We start from the raw sequence: 17,739 nt of genomic DNA on the forward strand, positions 1-17,739 counted from the left end.
GAGTCCAAAGAGCAAATTTAGTATAATAAGTCAATCTAATATGCGTTTTTAAATGAGTTTTTTTGTTCTAAAACCGGACTTTTACAATATTTATCAAAAGGAAGAAATAAGCTCGGTAAAAAATTATATTTTTGATAAAAATTAAAACAGGCTTTGGTTTGTAAAAAAAACATCCGTTGAAGAAACTTTTTCTGCTTTTATTAGTTTGCAGTTGCATGACACACTATGGGCAAACTGTTCGAAAATATTCGAATGAGTTTATGAACATTGGTGTTGATGCTGCAGCATTAGGAATGTCGAGTGCGGTAGTAGCTTCTACGAATGACGTAAATTCTGTGTATTGGAATCCTGCAGGTCTGACACATCTTGAAGATCACCAAATTTCATTAATGCATGCCAGTTATTTTGCGAATATTGCACAATACGATTATATTGGATATGCAATTCCGATTGATGACAGAAGTGCCTGGGGAATTTCGATGATTCGTTTTGGGGTAGATGACATTTTAGATACTACAGAATTAATTGACAGCCAGGGTAATATTGATTATAACAGAATTAGTTTGTTCTCAACTGCTGATTACGGTTTTACATTTTCGTACGCAAGAAAATTACCCATTGAGGGTTTTCAATACGGTGTAAATGCGAAAATAATAAGACGTATTATTGGAAAATTTGCCAATTCATGGGGATTTGGTTTTGATTTTGGATTACAATTCGAAAGAAATGACTGGCAATTTGGATTAATGCTTCGCGATATCACAACAACTTATAATATATGGAATATTGATGAGGAGGAATATCAGAAAATTGCAAATGCAATTCCTGGAGAAAATCAGGAATTACCGGAAAGTACTGAAATTACTTTACCCAAAGCACAATTAGGAATAGCTAAGAAGATTGAATTTCACAATGATACCAGCCTTTTGATTGCTACTAATCTGAATATGCGATTTGAACAAACTAATGATATTATTTCATCAAAAATAGTAAGCATTGACCCGGCTGTTGGATTTGAATTTGGCTATACCGATCTTATTTTTTTAAGGGCCGGGGCTGGTAATTTTCAAAATGTTACTCAATTAAACAATGCTGAAAAATTAAACTTCCAGCCTAATATTGGACTAGGCTTTAAGTATAAAGGCATTCAGGTCGATTATGCTTTAACTGATTTAGGAAATCAAAGTACTGCCTTGTATTCAAATATATTTTCTTTGAAAGTAGATTTAGGTATCTTTAGATAATAATTTTCAATTATAAAATGCAGATTATGAAAGGATTATCATTTCAAACAGCGGTTTTTATTATACTATCATCTCTAAATTTACAATTTGGTTTTGCTCAAAATTTGCCATTATCAGAAAAAACCCTCGTTAGCATAATAACCTGTGGCTTAGGCAATGAAACCTATTCTTATTTTGGACACACCGCCATTCGGGTTAAGGATACAGTAAACAATATTGATATAGTGTATAATTATGGTGCTTTTGATTTTAGGACTCCCAATTTTGTTATGAAATTTGCGAAAGGTGATTTGCAATATTTTGCTGTTGCTCATTCTTACAATGATTTTATAAAAGATTACACATATGAAAGAAGAAGTATTTATGAGCAGGAATTACTGATTAGTCAGGATTTTAAACAAAAAATATTTGACAACCTGAACGCTACACTGCTTTCAGAAGATCGATATTACACTTATAAATTTATTGACAAAAACTGTACTTCGATGGTAGTTGATGTAATTAATAAATCCTTAAATGGAAATATAATCACTAAAAAAGTTGACAAGGATAAAACCTATCGAACCATTTTATTCCCTTATTTTGACGGACATTTTTATGAGAAATTAGGAACCAGTATTATTTTTGGAAGTAAGGTTGATCAGAAAGGAACTAAAATATTTTTACCTTTTGAATTAAAAAATAGTTTAGCAAAAACAGCTTTTCAAAATCGTCCTCTTGCACGTAAAAGTAAAACGCTTTTAAATTTCGAAAAAGAAACTCCAAATTCGTGGTGGAATAATATTTACTGCTATATTGCTTTACTTGGTTTAGTCGCTTTCTTAAACAAAAGATTCGTAGATAAACTATATCTTTTCATTTTATCTCTAATGGGAATATTTTTTGTTTCAGTTGGTTTTTACTCATTTCACCAAGAGTTGGCTATGAATTACAATGTATTTTTATTCAGTCCGCTTTTGTTGATCTTAATTATCCTATCAGCTGTGAATAATAAAAAAGGCACATATCAGTTTGCAGTATTGCATTTATTGTTATTAATTATTTATACTCTTTTCATAATTAATAAGGCCCATCTTTTTATTGTTCTGCCAATGATACTTACAAGTGGAATTGTTTTGGTTAGAGTCGCAATTCGGAATAAAAAAAGGATTCCAATAATAATCTAAATTATTGTCCTCTATAAAATAAAACCGTGGTAATTGTTTTGAAAGTGATACTTAAATCAAGAAAAACACTTCTATGCTTAATGTAATAAAGGTCGTATTGTAGTTTTATCAAACTTTCTTCTATCGATTCACCATATGAATAATTAACCTGTGCCCAACCTGTAAGTCCGGGCTTAATTACATGCCTTGTTTCATAAAAAGGCATAATTTCGGCAATTTCCTTCACAAAAAATGGCCTTTCAGGTCTTGGCCCAATAACTGCCATATCCCCTTTTAAAATATTGATAAACTGAGGAAATTCATCCATTCTCGTTTTACGCATGAATTTACCAAAAGGAGTAATGCGTTTGTCATTTGAAGTGGCAAAAGTAACTCCGTTTAATTCTGAATTTTCTACCATTGTACGAAACTTATAAATTTCAAAAACAACTCCATTTTTACCTACTCGCTCTTGTGTATAAAATAAACTCCCTCTATTACCAATACAGTTCCCAATAAAGATAAAAGGGATGAATAAGATGCACAATAGTAATCCGGTTAATGAAAAAGCAAAGTCAAGAAATCTGACTAATAATAAGTATAATTTATTATTATTGCTTCGGCTAAAGGGAAAAAAACGGTAGAAATCCCTTGAAATATAATGTACTGGAATACGTTGGGTTTTACTCTCATAAACCTGAGTGTATTCTCTAATTATATTTCCAGATTCTAATAAATGAAGCAATTGCTGATACAAATCTGCTGTAATACCTTCTGTTTTTTGAGATGCTATAACGATTTCAGAAATATTATTTGTTTTTACAAAATTTTCTAATTCCTGCTTTTTTATTTCTTTTACATAACTATTAACGAAATTTTCTCCGGTTAAAGAATCAGAATTTACAAAGCCAATAATTTTATAGTGCGGGTCAACATTTTCGAGTCCTATAACCAATTCTTCTACCTGATTATTTCCGCAAATTAAAACTACATTTTGTGAAAAACGATTTGATGCTAAAAAATAAACATAAAAAAAACGCCAAATTAATAATGCCCCGAGTACTATAAAATAGAAAATGACTATTGTTAATCTATGTTTAGGAAGTTCCGGAGATAATACAGGTGTAAATAAATAAACCAAAACAGTGGTTGTTGCAGTAAGAATAACACTTCTAAGAATCTGAAATTGATTACTTGCCACTTGTAAATTATACATTTCGAAAATTGCTCCAAAAACATTTATGTAAACTACAAGCAGAATAAGGGCATAATATTTAACATCCCCAAAAATAAAATAATGATAATTAAATACTTGTTCCATTATGTACAATGCTGTGATAATAAAAACAGCGTCAAACAAATGAAGTAATACTTTGCGTTCCGATATTTCGAAATGCATTTTTTTTTTCTGTAGCATTTTTTTAGTTCTTGGTTAAGCTTTTTCTATAATTAAATTTGGGGAATTTAAAATTACAGAAACAAATGTATCAATAATTAGTAAAAAGACATTATCTAATCTGTTATAGATTCCTTATTTTTAGTATTGTTTGTTTTAATATTAGTTACATTAAGTAAAGTCAAAGCATATACAAAAGCCGGGGCTGCCGTACGCATGGCGGCGTGATTAATGGTCAGCAGCCAAAAAAAGTAAAATGATAAAAAATAAAAATGCTGTCTATTACCTATATACATAATAAGCGGAGTGATAAAAAGTATAATTAATCCTAACAGGCCAAACAAACCGTGTTCACTTAACATTCTGGTAATTTCGTTGTGTGTTGCTGCATCTTCAATTTTGCCCATATTTTTTCTGTTTTCTTTTCCTAAACCTGCCCCCACTCCCATAACAGGATTAGTGATAAACATATTAAGCTCTGAATTCATAATGGCCTCACGACCGCCTAATCTATCTTTTTTGACTCTTCCCACAGCATCTTCATTAGCGTATCTTTTATTAATTAGTCCTGAAGTCTGAAACGAACTATAACTCCAGACAGCCAAAGCTAAAATCGCTGTTACCATTAAGACCAAACTTAATTTTGTTTTTACTTTAGCATTTGAATAACAATACAACAAAAACATTAACCCCATTATCATCACTACACCGGTCATTACCCCACCACGGGAAAAAGTAACAATCGCCCGATAACTTATGAGTAATACCAATCCCCCGTTCAATAACAACATTTTTTTTGACTGGGAAAATAAAATTAGCTGTGTAAAAAAAACAAACATTCCTAGTCCCAATATTGTAGACACCTGATTAGGCCCAAACCCTCCTGAGGTTTCAAAATTTGATTGCGTACCAGTAACAACGTCCTGAACACTGGGATTATATAAAAACAAATAAGCTGTAGTCGTAATAATAGGAAGCCCCATTACTTTGACAATATTTTGTAAATCTGAAAAAGAAATATTTCTTTTAAAAGTATAAATTGCCGCGATCCCTAAACAAACAGGGCCTGAAATATTAAACACCAGGACTTTTTTAATATCAGTCGAAAAATCAGCTGATGTTGCTGTAAGTAAAATACCGGGTATCAATAAAATCAAAAAAAAACTATAGATCAATGAGTTGACCGTAAAACCATTATACACCATTCCTATCAGCATAAAAAAAATGATATTTACTTTTACATATTCATTATTAAAATTCCCTCCTGTCATTCGCAGAAAAACCTCAACCCCAACCATGTACGCAGCTATCAAAAGAACTTCGTTATTTTTATTTTTAGTACCAAAAACATATATTAATCCCGCAAAAGGAATCAGAAGAGCATAAACTTTAGATAAAAAAGGTACAGCAAAAACAGCCAGGGCAATAGCTAAATGAATTAAAATAAGGGTAGTATAGGAAAGCGAATTATTTTTCATTCTGCAGGGAATCTTTTTTAGTAAAATTAGACAAAGAATTTAGCCATGTCACATAATGGTCAATAATATTTTTCTCACTATATTCAAATAGTACTTTTTTATTCAATGTTAAAGCAATTCCATCCCTGTAATTTTCATTAGGAATGAGTTTTTTTAAAGCATTAATAAATTCATTTACATTATTCGATTCAACAATTAATCCTTCTTTTTCAGAGGTAATTATTTTATCAATTTCACCAACTTTAGTTGCGATTACTGGCAATTTATGTTGTCCATATTCAAGTATTGCTAAAGGTAATCCTTCTGATAAAGATGTTAATACTGCAATATTACATTGTTGTAAAGCCGAAACGATATTATTTGTTGATCCATACAAAAAAACGGTTTCTTCTAATTTAGAATCTTTGATAATGTTTTTTATTTCCGCAGAATATGTATCTTCAAAATCTTTCCCAAAGAGATGAAATGTCCAGTCAGGATATTGCTTGTTAATAGTAATTGCTGCTTCAAGTAGTAATTTATGATTCTTTTGTGGCCTCAAATTGGCTACACAAATAATTCTTTTACCATCATATCCTTTTAATTGTATTTTTTCAGTATCATCATGTGTAGTACTGATAAAATTAGGAAAATAAACAACATTAAAATTCAACAAATACGATTCTGCCCAATTTTTCAAAGATGAATTAACTGCGATACTTCCGTTAAACAGAAGAGAGGCTAATTTTAATACTACATTTTTTCTGGACGATAAATCCTGAGAAATCCCATAATGATCATGCCAAATAATTTTTATTTGCGGCAAAGTCAATTTTACCAAAATAGCAATAAAAAAAGAAGAACTATGGGCATGAATAATAGTAACTCCACTTTTTTGAATATATTTTCTTAATCGAAAAACGGCCGAAAAATCAATCTTTTTCTTTTTGTTCAAAAATAGGTATGAAACTTTTTCATTAATCTGATTTTGCAAAACCCCCTCTTTCCGGGTTGCTACCAATCCCGAAAACTCGATTTTTTGAGTCAATCCATTAGCATAATTCACTGCCATACGCTCAGCACCACCTGCTTCTAATGAATCTATAATCTGAATAATTCTCATCTTTTTAAAAGCTTTTTTATTTCGGTTTCAAAAACATCAGTTGTATATTTTCGTGACCATTCACCTGCCAGTATACTTTTAAGTTCAAAATCTACTTTATTTTTCAAAACAGCAGTAATTTGAGAAGTATCGGCTTCCAAATCCATTTTCAACAAAACACCTCTATTACCAAAATCCAACATAAAGGGAACACAAGAAACCTGTGTTGAGACAGGAACACAACCAAAGAACATTCCCTCTGCAATTGCTTTAGGCCAACCTTCACTCTTAGATGGCAAAATAACAAAGTGACTTTTTTGATAGGCTTTTTTTAATGTTTCCTTATTTTGATTTCCATGCAAAGAAATATGATTTTCCAACTGATTTTTTCGAATATAATTTTCCAGAGATTCTCTTTCCGGACCTTCACCATATATATCCAATGTAACTTTATTTGCTTCTTGTATCAAATCCTGAATCAATTTTACAGCATACATTGGATTTTTACCTATAACCAAACTTCCAACAAAAATGAAACGAATACCAGAATTAAAATTCGTTTTCGGAATTATTTCTTTCTCTGATTCCGAATAGCTGGCCGTAAAAAAAGGTCTTACATTTTTAGATTGATTCTCCCATTCTCCGTAAACCAGAACCTGCATATTGCGTGTTAAAAATGCATTATTTAAAATAGATTTTTGTAATTTATATGTCCAGGGCTGTTGCGCATTGGGGTCCCAATTTCCTGCATATTTAGCCGTTTTAGTTTTATTTGGGAAAAATATTTGGGTCACACAACCAATCAAAGCTATGTTTCCAGGGCATCGTAAATGAATGTGATCTGCCTTTTTCATGGCTTTAAACAAAACCACAAAATTATATATACTCTGAAAAATTGCTTTAAAGATATTTTTAAAAGAATTGAGATTTGAATCAATTACTTTAAAATGTTTTATGAAATGAAATGGCAATTTAGAAATTAAAAGTCCTCTATCTGTTTCCCAAACCGGACATGCAAAATAAATTTCATGGTTAAATTTCGCTAAAACAATCAATTCATTTACATATGGACTGTAGGCATAAACACTATTATCGCTATAAATTAAAGGCGCAGTTGAAACTATTAATAATTTCATTAAATATATCCTTTTGAACCCTTTTGGGAAATTAATATTGCCGGAACTCCCAAAACAACTGAATTATTAGGAAAAGAATCTTTTACCATCGAGCAGGCACCAATCAATACATTATTACCGATTTGAATATTACCTGCAAGAACAGCATTCGCACCAACATAGACATTGTTTCCTAAAACTGGCGTACCTCTCTTTTCTTCCGTCCCTGAAATACCAAAAGTTACTCCTTGCGAAATATTACAATTATCTCCAATTATGGTGTTTGCATTAATAATGATTCCACCAAAATGACCAATATAAAATGAATGACCAATTTTTACGGAAGATGGGATTGAAATTCCTGTAATAATTTCGATCCCTTTTTGCCACAATAAAGCCAAAAACAAAAGTGGAAACCTAAAAAGCTTCCACTTTACATTCTTGTAAATGCAATGTGCAAATCTGTATTGAAAAATGGCCCAAAAACCTTGTGTAAAAAAAACAATGGCAAAAAAATGACTACCGTATTTTTTATACTTTTTATAATCTGATTTTATCAGTTGTAATAATGTCATATTAATAGCTTCAAATCTAAATTATATTAATGTTTTACTTTTGGTTTATTGAATAACAAACTCCACCAGCCTATTTGTCTTCCTAAACTTTCTGTAAAGGCCTCTTTTTTATTATTCGAAGTAAATGTATTACTAAATCTTATCAGAGTCAAAAGAATCGTTATTGCATGCCATTTTAAAACGTCTTTGAAATTTGGATTTGGATTCTTTATATGCCAAACATACCAACCGTTTCTAACCACCATTTTACCATACTTGTATTTGTTTGGTCTGCCTGATTCATCATGAAAGTGACTTAATCTTGCGGCAGTATTTAAATATAGTTTTCCGGATTTTGCAACACGCAATGTAAAATCAGCATCTTCATATAAACCATAACCTTCAAAATAAGTAGAGAAAGCAAATTTTTCAAAAACTGATTTTTTAAAAGAAGATACACCTCCCATCAATTGTTCAACTTCATATATCTTATTACTCGGAGGCAAAAAACCCACACTTCTTCCGTGCGAAAATAGAGGAGAAAAACCAGGCTCACAATTACTGTCCAGATTTAGTTTTTTCCGTAACACAAAACGGCTTCCATCTTTACGCTTCCATCCATCAAAATAAAACTCGTTTATTTTTGGCACATAATTATCTGTAACATTTTCCCATTTTGTTTCATTAAAAATATATCCCCCAACTCCGAGAGCTCCGGGAAAATATTGGTAAGTTTTTATTAAATTTTCAAAATAATCTGCTTCTAAAACTGTGTCATCATCTAAAAAACAAACAATTTCGATATTTTCGCTTACTTTATTAATTCCGAAGTTTCTTTGTTTGGTAAGTCCACGATTATAGTCATCAACCACAAAATATTGTAGATTCTCAAATTGATTTTCGTTTAAAACAAGCTCTGTTTTATTATTTGTAGATCCATCAATAATTAAAATTGCATCAGGATATACACTTTGTATCTTAACTGACTGCAATAATTTCAGCAACGGTTCAGGACGCATATAGGTACAAATTATTAGGGAAAATTTCATGTTTTTATTTATGTCTAATTCCTAAATCATTGAGTTTTTTAGCATAAAAAAGCGATTTTTTAAACTGCCGATTCTTATACGGCAATCTTAAAAAGCGATATAAAAGTCCTTTTTTTGAACCTTTAAAAAGATACAAAAAAAAATGCTTATACTTATATTCAACTACTTGCTGGGCTGTAAAATGTTTTACAATTCCATACATTACCGTTGGGCTGGGCACTGGACGAACAAATTTAACCGGAGTATCTAATTCCCAAGGCTGAGCTTTTCTCTTTTTTCCTAAAATCCTGGCCTGATTACCCCAAAATCGATATCCTCCTACTGGTGGTTTTAAATGTAAATTTGGAGAAAAAGGATTAAGAATCACAATTTGCCCTAATTTAACTAGCGACATCCCGAAATCACTGTCTTCGCCATACCCACCATCAAAATTAATATCATTTCCTACTAATTTTCTAACATATTCTGTTTTTACGCAGGAGTTGGCATTACTGAAACCGGAATTTGCTCCAACCTTCCATCTCTTATCTCCTAATTCCTTCAGCTTTTCTTCTAGATCTGTCAAATCCTGCTGTTGATTATCAGCTCTTATATCTAATCCATTACAAGCATTTACCTGGTAAGTCTGTAAGATTCTAATATGATTTTCTATAAAATCCGGTTGCACACGAACATCATCGTCTCCGAAAACAATATAATCTCCGGTACATAAATCTATTGCTTCATTTCTGGCTCTGCAACTTCCCTTTGTCTCCTGCCATTTTACAATTAATTCAAAAGGAAATTCTTTTTCATTATATAACTTTTCATCTCTTAGATTTTCAGGAGTTGCATCTACTATTACTACTTGAGAAACAGGATACGTCTGTATAGCTAAATCTTCTATTAACTGCAAAGTAAAATCCTGACGCATCATGGTTGGTATAATATAACTTATTGACGGATTTCCTTCGATACTTTTTAATTCACGGGCTTTAACAACTGGTTTTTCTCCTGATTGCCTGAAATTTTTCTTTGCATAAAAAAAGGCCTCCCATTCTTTCCATTTCCAAATTCCTTTGCGGTATAACATAAAAATAGAATGATCTATCTTGAAATTTTTTCTAAAAAATACATATCGGTCTTTTACCGAAATATGGATTTCTTCCTTAGCAGTTTCTTCAAAGAGCCCTTTTATATATAAGGGAATGGCAGAAGAATTTCGCAATGCATTATATCCAAAATCTAAAGCCTGTAACTGAACGTTTTTATATTCAGTATCAAAGCCTTTAAGGGTTTCCCAAACTGACTTACGAACTGCAAACTGATTCGGATTAATTCGCCAGCTCAAACATTCATCGAGATTATCAAAATCATTAATAAATATAAAAAAAACGGCCGTTTGATATACTAGTTCCTGAAAAACGTTTTTATATCCTTGCTCAAAAGAACTGTGCCAAATATCCCCTGCTCCTTTTGATACTATTTCTAACTTATCGAAATTAGGTTGTCCGTTATAAAGAATAATTTCTCCAGTTGCTGTTACAAATTCTTTTAATTTCATTTTTATATTCTGGATTTATTATTTTATTGAGTTTTTATAAAATTCAATATTTTGCTTTGCCAGTACTTCTATATCAAAACATTTCATCACTTTATCTCTTGCCTCTTTACTAAACTTTAACGAAAGTATTTGATCATCGAGCAAAAGATTAATTTTTTCTGCAAAAATCATATAATCCTTCGGGTGGACTAAAAATCCATTTACTCCATCATCAATCATTTCTTTCGCCCAGCCAATACTGGAAGCTACAATAGGTTTTTCCATAGCCATAGCTTCAAGCCATGAAACCGGAAAAGCCTCTGCAAAAGAAGGAAAAACACAAACTGAAGCTTGTTTAATTTTTTCTTTTATTTCATTGTATGGCACACTATCTACATATTCGACATTTAATAATGCTTTATCTGAAAATAGTTCCTGCATCATCTTCCACGTTGAGGATGTACCAGAAACAATATCGGGAACATCTTTACCAACTAAAAGTAACTTTGCAGAAGGATTATGCTTTATTACCTCATTAAAAATTAAAGGTAATTCTAAGAGCCCTTTTTTACGAATCAGACTTCCAAAATATAATATGCTTTTTTCTTTTTGAGTATTTTCATTATGAGATTGAAACAAACTTGCATCAATAGGATTTGGAATAATGGTAAACTTTTTATTTAAACCAAAAACGACATTTGTTGTATCTGCAGTAAATTGACTAACTGATATTAATACGTCTGCTTTTTGTAACGCCCTTTTTTCATGAAAATGATTTACCCATTTTACAGGACGATTATCCAAATGACAGAAATAAGTATCAGAACCATTTAATCGAATTATTAATGGGCACTTCTCAGGTTTAATAAAAGATGAAATTCCTGTCCAGTCTGGTGCTTCTACTAAATCAATTTCTTTATCTGAATATAATTGATTAATGATACTTTCTAGTTTTTTCCTAGTTAGAAACCATGATAGTCCTTTAAATTTTACATTTTTTATCTGCTGAATAAAAACGCCATTATCATCAAAAAAACCATCTTCTTTCTGACCGTACACAAGAACTCTGACTGAAATGCCCTGGGCAAAAAGTCCGATTGCCAAATTTTTAATACTAGTACCAATACCACCTGAATTTCCGGTTTTAGGATGTGGATACTCTGGGGTCAGAAAAGCTATTTTCATCATTATTTATTAAAAAAGTCTTTTAAAATTTTCTCGGTAAACATTCTCGCCCCTGAATCATTCATGTGTCCGCAGGAAGAAAAGTATTTATTTTCAACTACTACATTTTCATAATTATGGATTTCCGGGTACTTTTTTTTCACTTTGTCAAAATAGTTCATGCCTACTACATTTTCGCACATTGGGGTCATTACAGGAATAAAATTAATTTTATTCACTTTGCAGATATTTTTAATTTCTTCGTAATATTTATTGTGAGGTAACGGATTAAGGTTAGCGATATTATTTTTCATATTGCCATTTTTATGTTTAATTAACGGATAATAACCTAAGTTATCTAAAGCATTAGTTTTTTTATTAATTGACGTAAAAAACATTTCTCTAAAACCTATTTTACTATCAAATTTTATATATCTGTAAAATGGAATGTAATATAATTCATTAAAAATTTCTTCTGATGAAAAATGATCTTTTATAACATTTGAATTATGAATATAAGGCAAAAATTTAGCGGAGATTCCTTCAGCTTGATGATCATTAGAAAGATTTAAATCGGCCTCAAGAATAACATTTTTAATTACATATTTTCTTTCTATCATTAATTTCAATAGCAAAGAAGCTTCAAATAAATGCCCGCTGCTCATTCCGTAATTAAAGGTCTTTAATCCTTTATCTTCAAACATTTGAGAAACAAAATGATTATTAGCGCGGGACGAACCTAAAATAATTACATCTAGTTTTTGTGGTTTAGAGTTAAAAACAGTTTCAATTTTACCTCTGTTTTTAGATTGCAAAAAAACATAAGTATAAAGTCCGTCTAAAACCACAGCAATCAGGATAGCTATGATTAAAATTTTGGCCGTATAAACTAAAAAAATCTTCATTAGAACTGAAAATATATAAATTCTTTATAATCTGAAAACGTTCCGAAAGCCATTATCGCTGCTATTGCCAAAGATAATTTCAAGATGCTTTTCTTACCTGATAAAGGCTCTATTTTGTTCCGGTTATTCCATTCGACTAAAACAAAAAGACCAATCATTAGTAACAATTCGTAACTATATCTTTCATTATCCAAATATTGAAAACTAAAATCGTTGCTTGTAATGATACGCTTTAAATACAAAACAGCATCTGTTATTGTTTTAGCTCTAAAAAATATCCAGGCTACACAAGTCAATAAAAAAGTATATAAAATGCTCATTATGACTTTTACAGAATCAAAATTCCACTTTAATACAATAGCATCCATATTGTTCCTGTTGGAGTTTGATAAAAGTAAGGGCAAAAAGTAAACAGCATTTATAAACCCCCAGGCAATGTAGCTCCAATTGGCTCCATGCCAAAAACCGCTGACAACAAAAATGATAAGTGTATTTCTGATTTTTATCCAGATTCCTCCCTTGCTTCCTCCCAGCGGAATATATAAGTAGTCACGAAACCAGGATGAAAGCGAAATGTGCCAGCGACGCCAAAACTCGGCAATATCTCTTGAGAAATAAGGGTAGTTGAAGTTGCGTAACAAATCTAATCCAAAGAGTTTTGAGACTCCCAATGCAATATCTGAATATCCTGAAAAGTCCCCATAAATTTGAAATGCAAAATAAATCGCTCCCAGAATTAACGAAAACGAGTTCATTGACGAATAATTATCAAAAATAGCATTGGCGTAAGTCGCACAAGTATCGGCTATAATTACTTTTTTGACTAATCCCCAAACGATTTGATAAATACCTTCTTTGCCCAATTGAAAATTAAATTCCCTTTTCATTTTTACCTGAGGCAATAAATGTGTCGCTCTTTCTATTGGCCCGGCTACAAGAAGTGGAAAATAGCTCACAAACAGGGAATAATCAACAAAGTTGTATTCTGCTTTTATTCGTTTGTAATAAATATCAATTACGTATGATAGTCCGTGAAAAGTGTAGAATGAAATGCCGACTGGAAGAACTACATTCAATAAAATTGGACTTGCCTTAACTCCCACAGAATTTAATAAATCAGAGAAAGAGGCGGCAAAAAAGTTGTAATATTTAAAAATCCCCAAGAAACTTAAATTGACTAAAATGCTGAGCCAAAACCAAGATTTCCGACTTGCTTCTGATTTTCCTTTTTCGATTTGAATTCCGGTGTAATAATCCAGAAATGTAGAAAAAACCAGTAAAAAAAGAAATCTCCAATCCCAACAAGAATAAAAATAATAACTGGCAACAACTAATAAAGCATTTTGTGTGCTTTTGGTTTTATTGAAAACAAACCAATACAAGAAAAAAACGATTGGCAAAAAAATAGCAAATGCTATGGAGTTAAAAAACATCTGTGGACCTTATGAAATTTTAAAATTATTTGTTTCCTCTAAAATTAGTTTTAAATGATTTTCGACCATTTTCGGCAAAGAAAAGCAATTGGCTATCAATTCTCTTGTATTAACCGATATCTTTTTCTTTCCTAAGTAAACATCTTCAAGAATTGCCGTTAAAGATTTGATGTTTTTGGTTTCAAAGATATAGCCATTTTCAGCATCAGAAATTACTTCCGTATTTCCTCCTACATCGGTCGTAATCACAGGAACGTTGGCGGCGAGGCTTTCTAAAATCGACAAACTAAAACATTCCATGTGCGTGGGCTGCAGCATATAATCGTATTGAGAAAAAATCTCATTGAGATTTGCTTTACTTCCTTTAAAATCGAAACAATTTTCAAGCCCGTAATGTTTTACTTTTTCTATTAAATCCTGTTTGTATGGTCCATCACCATAAATGCTTATTTTAATTTCATTTTTAATGAAGGTCGGAAGACCATTTACCGCATCAATTAAATCCTGAATTCCTTTTGATTCTCTGAGATGCGATGCTACTAAAAAACCTGGCTTAACTATATTTCTTAATTCTCTAACTAGAATGCTATCTAAAATAACACCATTGTAAATTGTTTTCGATTTTGATTTTAGATGAGAACCAAAATCTTTTAAAATAGCTTTTACCGTATAATTAGAAACCCCAATAAAAACATCAATATATTTTGAAAAGAAAATTCCTTTTAGTCTTTTGTTAATTCTCTTTTTGAATGAATATCCGTTTAAAGGTCTTGGATTATGATCAACAGCAATGATTGTAACGTTTGATATTTTCTTGACTGCAGAGAAAAATGGAGTGCATAATTCTACAAAATGAGTAATAACAAATGCATAATCTGTTTTGTTTTGTTTACAAAAAGAAAGGAAATTATTCTCTACACTTGCATTTATATCACTATAAATAGTCAGGTCAGAATAACTTCCGTGATTCGCAGTATTGGGGAAAAACCAATCGATTTCGATATTATTTTCTTTACATTTTTTATCAAAATCCCAGAAAAAATAATCCATTCCTCCCACTCGTTCTGGAAGTAGTTCATAATTACAGATTATAGCTATCTTTCTATTAGTCATGAAATGAGGATAAAGTTGTTGCGATGCGTTCACTTGTTCCCACTAAACTTTTTCCGATTTGCAAATCGATCATGGCATTCCTGCCTGCTGTTCTTTCTATAGGATTATCGAAAGTTTGATTTATCTGGTCAATCAATTCTTTTTTATTTTTAGCAATTGTAACGGCATTACCATCTATAACTTTTTTATAATGATTGTAATTTAAAAATCTTTGATCATTATAAAATCCATTTTCCGGATTTCCGAAAACGGTATTAATTACGGGTTTGTCAAAAAGCATAAAATCTAAGCTCATCGTAGAACACATATTAATACTCAAATCGGCATTTTCCAGTATTGAGCGTAAATCTGTTATATCTTCCTGGCTTGGTATTCTTTGAGACCAGCTTTCCTGATGATTTTCTCTTGTTAATATCCATTTGGGAACATTCCATGTAATTTCAGGAAATTCTTCACGAATGGCTCTAAATCTGCTATCATCTTCGGCAGGAGAGGTTCGTACCAAAAGCTGTACTTCAAATTTAATTTCATTATTTCTAATTGCCTCAGCAATAGCTTTAATTGCTATAGGATCATTACCGCCAATTGAGACATCAGCACAGCTGTAACAAATTATTTTTTTATCAGGATCTAATCCAAATTTAGCAAGGAAGTTTTCTTTTGCAGCTTTATATTTATCGAGAACATAAGGTTCAAATTGAGGTGTTCCCACAATTTGTACATTTTGCTGTTTTACATTTGGATAAAAATAAAGCAATTCATCCTTCATTAATTGACTCCATACTAAAAAATGATCAAAAGTTCCTAACATTCTGCCTTTAGATGCTAAGTTGTCCCAACTAAAAATAAATGTACTTGTTGGAATTTTTAACTGGATGGCAGCATACAAAAACGGAGCTAAATAAGGAGGTCTCTGATGCGTGAAAAACAAATGAGACGGCTTATCATTTTTAAGTATTTCGATATATTCTTTGGTAATTTTATTATTTGAAAAAGATCGAAACTGCAATTTTTCTGCTAATAAAATACTTGAATTTGTATTTATGTAATTCGTAAAAGAATACACTCCTTTTACAAATATGGATCGAAGTGAATTTGTTTTAGGATACCCTGAAACCAAATTATCATTCATTCCGTAGAATGATTTATATTTTTGTAAATGGGCGATTTCTTTCCATTTTCTAAAAGCCCATGTTGTTTTTCCTTCCTTAAAAACAGTTAATTCCTTTATTTCGAGGTTCGGATTATTAAAACTCTGATAACAACTTTCAGGCAAACCAGAATAAATTATAATTTTATCAAATTGCAACAATGCTTCTACTATGAAGTTACTCATGATAAAGTTTCTGTATCCTACGCCATCTGTTATTACTATTCCTAATTTCTTCATTTTTTATTATTCTCAGACTTTAAAAATCTCTAAATTGTTTCTGATGATTCAGTTGCCAAATCTCTGCCTTTTGGATACATTGAAGAAATAATACGTTACTATTTCCATGACCAAAATCATCTTCAACAATTTGCACCTTATGTGAATCGATAATTGAAAGTGCCTCTTTTATACCAATTTCTGAATAATCTGTATTGATAATATCTGCATGAACAGCCCTGTTTTGCTGACGGGTTCCAATATTAATAATTGGAATACCGTAATATGGCGCTTCTCTAATTCCTGCACTACTATTGCCAATGATAAATTGGCTGTTTTTTAATAATGTCAGGAAATATTCAAAACGAAGAGACGGAAAAATCCTGAATCTTGAATTGTTTTTTAATTTTTCGTATGCTTCTATAATGAATTGGCTGCCTAAATCATTATTTGGAAAAATAACAATGTAGTTATGATGATCCTCCAGTAAAGAGCCAACAAAATCTTCTGCATATTGTTGCATTTCTTTAATTTCAGTAGTTACCGGATGAAACATAACAATAGCATATTTTTCGAAATCAATTTTATAATAATCTTTGGCAATTGCTAAAGCCGGTAACTGATCTGAAAACATGATATCAATATCAGGAGAGCCTATTGTAAAAACAGACTCTTTAATTTCTCCCATTTGCATCAATCTTTTAGCAGCTTGTTGATTTGACACAAAGTGAATGTGACTAAGCTTGCTAACACTATGACGGATTAATTCATCTACGGTTCCTGAAATTTCTCCTCCTTCTATATGAGATACTAATATATTATTTAGCGATCCTACAATGGCACCTGCGAGAGTTTCGACACGGTCGCCATGCACAACAATCATATCAGGATTTATGTCTTTGCAACAATTAGACAATCCTTCAATGGTTTTTGCCAATGTTAAATCCATTGTAGTTTCGTGTGTATGATTTTCGAAGGTAAAAACGTTTTTAAAATTACAACGTTCAATTTCGATTAAAGTATAACCATATACTTCTTGTAAGTGCATTCCGGTTACGAATACAAAAATTTCAAATTCTGGTTGTTGTTCCAAAATCGAAATCAATGATTTTATTTTACTAAAATCGGCACGAGTTCCTGTTAAAAAAAGGATTTTTTTCATTTTAATACT

Annotated in this window: 15 protein-coding genes; 2 read left to right on the forward strand and 13 right to left on the reverse strand. The window is 31.3% G+C overall.

All coding sequences use genetic code 11. The annotated features are described in order from the left end of the window. Window positions 1–176: 176 nt before the first annotated feature. Together J2W48_RS04270 and J2W48_RS04275 are read left to right on the forward strand one after the other, a co-directional pair. Window positions 177–1,244, forward strand: a complete 1,068-nt coding sequence (locus J2W48_RS04270) for a putative type IX sorting system protein PorV2 (RefSeq protein ID WP_475690758.1) — start codon at window positions 177–179, stop codon at window positions 1,242–1,244. A gap of 26 nt (window positions 1,245–1,270) precedes the next feature. Continuing rightward, entirely contained in the window at window positions 1,271–2,410 is a 1,140-nt protein-coding gene (locus tag J2W48_RS04275; RefSeq protein ID WP_310278562.1) for a lipoprotein N-acyltransferase Lnb domain-containing protein, read from the forward strand. A gap of 1 nt (window position 2,411) precedes the next feature. On the opposite strand, the gene J2W48_RS04280 is transcribed toward J2W48_RS04275, so the two are convergent. The 13 genes from J2W48_RS04280 to neuC all read right to left on the reverse strand — a co-directional run bounded on the left by J2W48_RS04280 (window position 2,412) and on the right by neuC (window position 17,730). Further along, window positions 2,412–3,806 (reverse strand): sugar transferase, encoded by a 1,395-nt coding sequence (locus tag J2W48_RS04280; protein ID WP_310278567.1) that lies wholly within the window; start codon window positions 3,804–3,806, stop codon window positions 2,412–2,414. A gap of 95 nt (window positions 3,807–3,901) precedes the next feature. Beyond that, on the reverse strand, window positions 3,902–5,263 hold the full coding sequence (locus J2W48_RS04285; RefSeq protein ID WP_310278570.1) for an O-antigen ligase family protein: 1,362 nt from the start codon (window positions 5,261–5,263) through the stop codon (window positions 3,902–3,904). Further along, window positions 5,253–6,365, reverse strand: coding sequence for a glycosyltransferase (locus J2W48_RS04290; protein WP_310278573.1), 1,113 nt, complete (start codon window positions 6,363–6,365; stop codon window positions 5,253–5,255). The genes J2W48_RS04285 and J2W48_RS04290 overlap by 11 nt, the downstream gene beginning before the upstream one ends. After that, window positions 6,362–7,480 carry a glycosyltransferase gene (locus J2W48_RS04295; RefSeq protein WP_310278576.1) on the reverse strand — a complete coding sequence of 373 codons (1,119 nt, stop codon included), beginning with the start codon at window positions 7,478–7,480 and terminating at the stop codon, window positions 6,362–6,364. The genes J2W48_RS04290 and J2W48_RS04295 overlap by 4 nt, the downstream gene beginning before the upstream one ends. Continuing rightward, window positions 7,480–8,034: a serine O-acetyltransferase gene (locus tag J2W48_RS04300; protein WP_310278579.1), complete on the reverse strand. Its 555-nt coding sequence runs from the start codon at window positions 8,032–8,034 to the stop codon at window positions 7,480–7,482. The genes J2W48_RS04295 and J2W48_RS04300 overlap by 1 nt, the downstream gene beginning before the upstream one ends. A gap of 26 nt (window positions 8,035–8,060) precedes the next feature. Further along, window positions 8,061–9,062, reverse strand: coding sequence for a glycosyltransferase family 2 protein (locus tag J2W48_RS04305; protein ID WP_310278582.1), 1,002 nt, complete (start codon window positions 9,060–9,062; stop codon window positions 8,061–8,063). A 4-nt stretch (window positions 9,063–9,066) separates the two neighbouring features. Further along, a complete protein-coding gene (locus J2W48_RS04310; RefSeq protein WP_310278585.1) occupies window positions 9,067–10,605 on the reverse strand; it encodes a glycosyltransferase family 2 protein in 1,539 nt (512 codons plus the stop codon). Window positions 10,606–10,623: 18 nt separating this feature from the next. Beyond that, window positions 10,624–11,769 (reverse strand): glycosyltransferase family 4 protein, encoded by a 1,146-nt coding sequence (locus J2W48_RS04315; protein WP_310278588.1) that lies wholly within the window; start codon window positions 11,767–11,769, stop codon window positions 10,624–10,626. A gap of 2 nt (window positions 11,770–11,771) precedes the next feature. Further along, window positions 11,772–12,653, reverse strand: coding sequence for a hypothetical protein (locus J2W48_RS04320; protein WP_310278591.1), 882 nt, complete (start codon window positions 12,651–12,653; stop codon window positions 11,772–11,774). Then, complete coding sequence (locus J2W48_RS04325) at window positions 12,653–14,086, reverse strand: MBOAT family O-acyltransferase (protein ID WP_310278594.1); 1,434 nt, start codon at window positions 14,084–14,086, stop codon at window positions 12,653–12,655. The genes J2W48_RS04320 and J2W48_RS04325 overlap by 1 nt, the downstream gene beginning before the upstream one ends. A 9-nt stretch (window positions 14,087–14,095) precedes the next feature. Continuing rightward, entirely contained in the window at window positions 14,096–15,136 is a 1,041-nt protein-coding gene (locus tag J2W48_RS04330; RefSeq protein ID WP_310278596.1) for a glycosyltransferase family 4 protein, read from the reverse strand. A 55-nt stretch (window positions 15,137–15,191) separates the two neighbouring features. Further along, window positions 15,192–16,589, reverse strand: coding sequence for a CDP-glycerol glycerophosphotransferase family protein (locus J2W48_RS04335; protein ID WP_310278599.1), 1,398 nt, complete (start codon window positions 16,587–16,589; stop codon window positions 15,192–15,194). A 19-nt stretch (window positions 16,590–16,608) separates the two neighbouring features. Continuing rightward, window positions 16,609–17,730 carry a UDP-N-acetylglucosamine 2-epimerase gene (neuC, locus tag J2W48_RS04340; protein WP_310278603.1) on the reverse strand — a complete coding sequence of 374 codons (1,122 nt, stop codon included), beginning with the start codon at window positions 17,728–17,730 and terminating at the stop codon, window positions 16,609–16,611. Window positions 17,731–17,739: the final 9 nt, after the last annotated feature.

The sequence above is a fragment of the Flavobacterium piscis genome (assembly GCF_031457575.1).
GTDB classification, from domain to species: Bacteria; Bacteroidota; Bacteroidia; order Flavobacteriales; family Flavobacteriaceae; genus Flavobacterium; species Flavobacterium piscis_A.

Coding starts and splice junctions, on each gene's coding strand:
- J2W48_RS04275 (WP_310278562.1), top strand. CDS start 1,271: ATGAAAGGATTATCATTTCAAACAGCGGTTTTTATTATACTATCATCT.
- J2W48_RS04280 (WP_310278567.1), bottom strand. CDS start 3,806: ATGCTACAGAAAAAAAAAATGCATTTCGAAATATCGGAACGCAAAGTA.
- J2W48_RS04285 (WP_310278570.1), bottom strand. CDS start 5,263: ATGAAAAATAATTCGCTTTCCTATACTACCCTTATTTTAATTCATTTA.
- J2W48_RS04290 (WP_310278573.1), bottom strand. CDS start 6,365: ATGAGAATTATTCAGATTATAGATTCATTAGAAGCAGGTGGTGCTGAG.
- J2W48_RS04295 (WP_310278576.1), bottom strand. CDS start 7,480: ATGAAATTATTAATAGTTTCAACTGCGCCTTTAATTTATAGCGATAAT.
- J2W48_RS04300 (WP_310278579.1), bottom strand. CDS start 8,034: ATGACATTATTACAACTGATAAAATCAGATTATAAAAAGTATAAAAAA.
- J2W48_RS04305 (WP_310278582.1), bottom strand. CDS start 9,062: ATGAAATTTTCCCTAATAATTTGTACCTATATGCGTCCTGAACCGTTG.
- J2W48_RS04310 (WP_310278585.1), bottom strand. CDS start 10,605: ATGAAATTAAAAGAATTTGTAACAGCAACTGGAGAAATTATTCTTTAT.
- J2W48_RS04315 (WP_310278588.1), bottom strand. CDS start 11,769: ATGAAAATAGCTTTTCTGACCCCAGAGTATCCACATCCTAAAACCGGA.
- J2W48_RS04320 (WP_310278591.1), bottom strand. CDS start 12,653: ATGAAGATTTTTTTAGTTTATACGGCCAAAATTTTAATCATAGCTATC.
- J2W48_RS04325 (WP_310278594.1), bottom strand. CDS start 14,086: ATGTTTTTTAACTCCATAGCATTTGCTATTTTTTTGCCAATCGTTTTT.
- J2W48_RS04330 (WP_310278596.1), bottom strand. CDS start 15,136: ATGGATTATTTTTTCTGGGATTTTGATAAAAAATGTAAAGAAAATAAT.
- J2W48_RS04335 (WP_310278599.1), bottom strand. CDS start 16,589: ATGAAGAAATTAGGAATAGTAATAACAGATGGCGTAGGATACAGAAAC.
- neuC (WP_310278603.1), bottom strand. CDS start 17,730: ATGAAAAAAATCCTTTTTTTAACAGGAACTCGTGCCGATTTTAGTAAA.